Origin of the sequence: Kocuria sp., assembly GCF_030536815.1 — a bacterium.
Classification (GTDB): Bacteria; Actinomycetota; Actinomycetes; order Actinomycetales; family Micrococcaceae; genus Kocuria; species Kocuria gwangalliensis.
The window spans coordinates 1-3,337 of record NZ_JAUNPE010000205.1 but is presented as its reverse complement, the minus strand read 5'-3'; the positions used below and the strand labels follow the sequence as shown (position 1 = coordinate 3,337).

The window sequence follows — 3,337 nt, the reverse complement described above, 5'->3', positions numbered from 1 at the left end:
ACTAGTCGATCAGGTCCCGGACCACAATGGTGTCCTCGCGGTCGGGGCCCACGCCGATCGCGGAGATCCGACAACCGGACATGCCCTCGAGCGCATCAATGTACGCGCGAGCGTTGGCCGGGAGGTCCTCCAGGCTGCGGACACCGGTGATGTCTTCCTTCCAGCCCGGGAAGTTCTCGTAAATGGGTTCGGCGTGGTGGAAGTCGGACTGGGTCATGGGCATTTCATCGAAACGCTGACCGTCCACGTTGTAGGCGACGCACACCGGGATCTCGTCCAGGCCGGTGAGAACGTCCAGCTTGGTGATGAACAGGTCCGTGAAACCGTTGATGCGTGCGGCCTGGCGGGCCATGACGGCGTCGTACCAGCCGGTGCGGCGCGGGCGGCCGGTGTTCACGCCGAATTCGCCGCCGGTCCTGCGCAACTGCTCCCCCATCTCGTCGAAGAGCTCGGTGGGGAACGGGCCGGCACCCACGCGCGTGGTGTAGGCCTTCTGGATGCCGATCACGCGAGTGATGCGCGTGGGACCCACGCCCGATCCGACGGACGCACCCCCGGCGGTGGGGTTGGATGACGTCACGAACGGGTAGGTGCCGTGATCCACGTCCAGGAACGTGGCCTGGCCACCCTCCATGAGCACCACTTCGTCACGGTCGAGCGCCTCATTGAGCAGGCGGGTGGAGTCCACGATCATGGGCTCCAGGCGGTCCGCGAAGCCCATGAAGTACTCCACGATCTCGTCCACCTCGAACGCGCGGCGGTTGTACAGCTTGACCAGCAGCTCGTTCTTCTGACGCAGGGCGCCCTCAATCTTTTGCCGCAGAATCGACTCGTCCAGCACGTCCTGAACGCGGATGCCCAGACGACCCACCTTGTCCATGTAGGTGGGCCCAATGCCGCGGCCGGTGGTGCCGATGGCCCGCTTGCCCAGGAACCGCTCGGTGACCTGATCGAGGGTCTGGTGGTACGGGGCCACCAGGTGGGCGTTGGCCGATATCCGCAGGTGGGAGGTGTCCGCTCCGCGGGCTTCGAGGCCGTCGATCTCCTCGAACAGGGCCTGCGGGTTGATGACCACACCGTTGCCGATCACCGAGGTCGCGTTGGGGCTGAGAATGCCCGCGGGAAGGAGCTTGAGCTCGAACTTCTCGCCACCCACCACCACGGTGTGCCCGGCGTTGTTACCGCCGTTGGGCTTGACCACGTAGTCCACTCGACCACCCAGGAGGTCCGTGGCCTTGCCCTTACCCTCGTCGCCCCATTGGGCCCCGACGATCACGATTGCTGGCATTGCAGAATTCTCCTGCCCGGGCGCGAACCCATTTGGCACGACAACGGTTGAGATGTACGCACCACGAGCACGTACCTCCCGATTCTAACGGGGTGCGACGACAACCACAGCCTCATGACCTTTCACCGCGCCGGGAAACGGTGCCGGGACGGAGTCCCAACGGGGTAACGTTGAAGGCTATGAGTCCGTCGAATCCGCGCCCCAACTCCGCTCCCTCCGTGTCAGCACAGGGGACGGGCGGCAGCACTCGGCACGAGGGACCCGTGGAGCACACTCCCCACAGCACTACCCAGCACGCTCAGAAGGCGCAGGGCAGCTACCTCAAACCGCGCCACCTGGTGATGATGGCCCTGGGTTCCGCGATCGGCACCGGCCTGTTCGTGGGAACGGGCGCCGCCATCCAAACTGCGGGTCCCGCGGTGCTGATCTCCTACCTGGTGGCATGCCTCCTACTCGTGCTGGTCATGCGCGCGCTGGGCGAGATGGCCGCGGCGGATCCTTCCTCCGGCGCGTTCTCCACCTACGCCGGCAAGGCCATGGGCCCCACCATTGGCCGCGCGCTCGGCTGGTTGTGGTGGGCTCAGATCGTGGTGGTGGTCGCCGCGGAAGCCACGGCTGCCGCCCAACTGGTCACCGAGATGTGGCCATCCCTGCCCCAGTGGGTGTGGGCCCTGATCTTCATGGCGATCTTCACCGCCATCAACTTGGTGCGCGTGGGCACGCTGGGTGAAACCGAGTTCTGGTTCGCCCTGCTGAAGGTCGCCGCGGTGGTCGCGTTCCTGGCCGTGGGCGTGCTCCTGCTGATCGGCGTGCTCCCCGCACCATCCCCCGGTTTGAGTAACCTCACCGAGCACGGCGGGTTCATGCCCAACGGCATCACGGGCGTCGCGGCGGCACTGCTGGTGGTGATCTTCGCGTTCGGCGGCACGGAGCTGGTCACCATTGCCGCCGCCGAGACCGAAGACCCCCAGCGCAATGTGGCCGCCGCCATTCGCACCATCCTGGTCCGCATCCTGGTCTTCTACGTGGGCGCCGTGACCGTGATGGTTCTGGTGCTGCCGTGGAACAACACCGAACTCTCGTCCAGCCCGTTCGTGGCGGTGTTGAATGTGGCGGGCATCCCCGGTGCGGACGTTCTCATGAATATCGTGATCATCCTGGCGCTGTTGTCCGCGCTCAACGCCAACGTGTACGGCAGCTCGCGCATGCTTTACTCGCTGGCCCGGCGTGGTTCCGCCCCCAATGCCCTGGCCGCCACCTCCATGCGCGGAGTACCCCGCGCCGCCGTGGTGACCTCGGTGCTGTTCGGCTTCATTGCGGTGGTGCTGAACTACCTGTGGCCCGAAACCATCCTGAACATCATGCTCAACGTGATCGGCTCCACGTGCCTGGTGGTCTGGGGTCTTGCGCTGATCTCTCAGATCATCCTGCGTAAACGCGCGGACCGCGCCGGTGTTGAGTCACCGCTCAAGATGTGGCTCTTCCCGTGGTTGTCCTACTTCGCGCTGGCGCTGCTCGCCGCGATCATCATCCTGGGCCTGCTCGATTCCGCGGTCCGGTTCCAGCTGATCGCCACGTTCATCCTGGTGTGCCTGATCGCCCTGGCCTGCAAGGTCTTGATCAAGCCGCGGGCGGGTTCGGTCTCCGCGGACGACGCCGCTCCCCGCACCTGACGCTCCGGCCATCCGGAGCCCGGCTAGAGCTCCGCGGGGAGGTCCGGGAACGTGGCCGCCACACCCGGTGAGCGCAGCACGCCCCGGAACGTGGACAGCCCCTCGGCCAGTCCCGGATCACTTGCCAGCGCCTGGTCGACGCCACCGGCCAGCCTAAGCACGTACGGCATGGTGGCATTGGTCAGTGCCTGTGTTGCGGTGACGGGAACCGCTCCGGGCATGTTCGCCACGCAGTAGTGACGTATGCCGTCAACGTAATATGTGGCGTCGTCGTAGCTCGTGGGACGGGTCGTTTCAAAGCAACCGCCCTGGTCAACGGCCACATCCACCAACAGCGCGTGGGGTTTGAGGAGTTTCAGGTGCTCTCGCCGCACCA

At 65.7% G+C, this 3,337-nt stretch carries 2 protein-coding genes and 1 pseudogene; 1 reads left to right on the top strand and 2 read right to left on the bottom strand.

Annotated elements, in window-relative coordinates; translation table 11 throughout:
• Window position 1 precedes the first annotated feature (1 nt).
• On the bottom strand, window positions 2–1,288 hold the full coding sequence (locus Q4E95_RS12130; RefSeq protein WP_303383550.1) for an adenylosuccinate synthase: 1,287 nt from the start codon (window positions 1,286–1,288) through the stop codon (window positions 2–4).
• Window positions 1,289–1,551: 263 nt separating this feature from the next.
• On the opposite strand from Q4E95_RS12130, the gene Q4E95_RS12125 reads away from it, so the two are divergent.
• The gene (locus tag Q4E95_RS12125; RefSeq protein WP_303383549.1) at window positions 1,552–2,961 is read left to right on the top strand and encodes an amino acid permease; all 1,410 of its coding nucleotides are present in this window, start codon (window positions 1,552–1,554) and stop codon (window positions 2,959–2,961) included.
• A 23-nt stretch (window positions 2,962–2,984) separates the two neighbouring features.
• On the opposite strand, the pseudogene Q4E95_RS12120 reads toward Q4E95_RS12125, so the two are convergent.
• Window positions 2,985–3,337 (bottom strand): annotated as a pseudogene (locus tag Q4E95_RS12120) (alanine dehydrogenase); the annotation flags it as partial.

Coding starts and splice junctions, on each gene's coding strand:
- Q4E95_RS12130 (WP_303383550.1), bottom strand. CDS start 1,288: ATGCCAGCAATCGTGATCGTCGGGGCCCAATGGGGCGACGAGGGTAAG.